The sequence below is a fragment of the Enterococcus sp. HMSC072F02 genome (assembly GCF_001837725.1).
In the GTDB taxonomy this organism is placed as follows: Bacteria; Bacillota; Bacilli; order Lactobacillales; family Enterococcaceae; genus Enterococcus_B; species Enterococcus_B lactis.
In genome coordinates this window covers 1-2,610 of sequence record NZ_KV833965.1, presented here as the reverse complement: position 1 = coordinate 2,610, position 2,610 = coordinate 1, and the positions used below count along the sequence as shown (strand labels likewise).

General features: G+C 37.0%; 2 protein-coding genes. Both read left to right on the top strand.

What is annotated here, in order from left to right:
* Positions 1-854: hypothetical protein (locus HMPREF2731_RS09185; protein ID WP_070872835.1), on the top strand; the 854-nt coding region annotated here is incomplete at its 5' end.
* 11 nt (positions 855-865) lie between these two features.
* Positions 866-2,610 (top strand): BppU family phage baseplate upper protein (locus tag HMPREF2731_RS09180; protein WP_070872834.1); only part of this gene is annotated, 1,745 nt, incomplete at its 3' end.

Sequence of the window (2,610 nt, the reverse complement as noted above, 5' to 3'; positions counted from 1 at the left end):
ACAACGTGGATAGCGAACACAAAGACAAATCAATCAATATTCGTAATTTAGAACGTTATTGTGAGCGATTCTCACAAGGTAGCAACTCAAATAAATTTATTGTCAGAGGAAATCACGATGCGGGTACTCTTATTTGGGATACAACTAATGAAGGAAATAAAGTATTTGAAAAAGATATTTTAACAGGAGCAGAGCAGTTAGCTATTTTCAAAAAATATCTAGATCAAAATGGGAAAGTTTACGACACAGAAGGACAGTACCACTATAAAGATTTTCATGAGAAGAAGATTCGTCTGGTAATCATTGATACATTAGATAATTCGATGGCAACTAATGCAAATGGAACACTAAAGTATACAGATCAGTGGATACACGGTTTGCGCAAACAGCAGTTGAAGTGGATTTCAGAAAAGGCACTAGGAACATTACCAGAAGATTATCATGTAATTATGGCGACACATGTGCCTATACAACCCGACGGTATTGAACCTGGTGAAATTAAAAATGGCGACTTACTTAAACAACTCATTTCTGCGTTCGTTTCAAAAACGAGTACAACGCTAGTTTCAGCATTAGAAGACTATACTGTAAATTTATCAGTTGATTTCTCAAATCGCAATGAAAGCAATTTTATTGGTTTTTTTGCAGGACACAGACATGCAGAATACTTCTATACACCAGATCAAATGGGTGGTTTTTATTCAACGGTACTTGATTGTGCATTTGTGCGTGATGATAGTAAAATCGGCACGGTCCAAGAAGATGCTTTTGTTGTAGTTAGCGTAGACACGGAGAATAGAAAGGTGACCATGCTTGGATTTGGGAGAGAATCAAGCCGTGAGTACAGTTACTAAGGAGGGAGCAAATGAATAGAAAGACGGGAGAAATTGTAGTACCGACAGAACCAGTCAGCCGAGCTACAAAAATCACTGGATTTACGTTTAAGTCTTACGACAAGAGCGCTGGTGTATTACAATTTCAAATTAAAAATCAAGACGGAAGTCCTACCGATTTAATCGATGCGACTGTCCGTCTTTTTATGTACATCTATCAAGGGGAAGAGAAAAAAGAATTTCCTATTTTTGACAACCAAATTATTACTGAGAGCTATATGCAAGGTATTGTAAAATACCCGATTCCTGATATGTTGCTTTCTTACGAAGGGAAAGTCGATGCCAATGTTTACATCGATTTTCCAGATGGCAGTCATACCGACAATTTGGCATTTACCTTTAATATTGAGAAATCTATCATTGATGGCGATGTTCAATTGAATGGAGAATATTATTTTAAGGAATTTCAACAACTGCTTGATGGGGTCAAACAAGAGGCGACAGATGCTGTTAACGCAGCATTAACAAATGTGGATTCTACAATTGAAAAGGCAAACCAACAAATAAATGAATTTGTAGAGGGAGCCACACAAGCAATTGATCAAACTGTTGATGAGGTAACAGAGCAACTACAAGCTACTCAAACTAAGATTGATACCGTTTCTCAAAACGTTACATCGGCACAAAACAATCTTAAAGCAGTTGAAGACAAGATGAATCAAACCAATCAGCAAATCGGCGATCTCGGCAAGTTGAAAAAAATTTACTCCAACAGCATCGACTTCGGGGGCTATGATTATTCGGGGAATCCGAATTTAATGAATAATCTCTCTTTTTCTGATTTTGCTGTTCAAGCAGGTGGAGGAGCTATAAGTGATGGTGGTAACTTTTTAAAAATAAATAAGACCTCAGGAACTAATTTATTTGTTATGGCAGGATACAAAAATAGTGCCTATTATTTGACACCTGTACTTCCAAACACTACCTACACAATAACTTATGTTCTACGTAAATCTTCAAATTTTGTATCACAAAGTGGCAAGCGTATATTTTTAAGGTATAGATTAAATCAAAATGATGTTACAAATAATCTTGGAGAACTAATTCTGGATAGTACCAACGTAACTGCTGAGTTTACAACTTACACAAAAACTTTTACTACAGGTGCATTGATTAACCCAAATAGCTACTATTTCCAAGTTTTAGTAGAAGAAGGATTGTCTGGTGAAATAGAGCTAAGCTATGAAATTAAGCTAGAAAGGGGTTCAACAGCCACACCATATCAACCTAACTTACTTGATGATCCTTACTGGGTAGGTAAAGCGCCATTGGGTGAGAATATTGCTGACCCTACAAAAAAATTTCCTATTAAGTCTAGTGGTGCAGAAATATATACTGGTACTATGACAGAGCCTTTTGTTGTGGGAGAAACTTATACTGTAACGCTTAAGGGTACTAAACCAGCGGATAAAAATTTTAGATTATTTAACCCAGGCATTGCTGGGTATGGTAATTTGTCACCTGTGGAAGGAGTCACAGATGTGTGGTCATTAACTGTTACAGTAGATAAAGTAGCTGCTGACCCTAGAATAGTTGGCATAAATCAAACCCCAGCAGATAATCCTGGCGCATGTCAAATCGACTGGCTCAAGATTGAAAAAGGCGACACCCGAACCCAAAATATTAGTGAATATAAATACTTTGGTGAAGGATTGAAAGACAGCAACAATCCGAATGATTACAGTTGGGACATCAAGCCTGAATATACTGAAAAAGG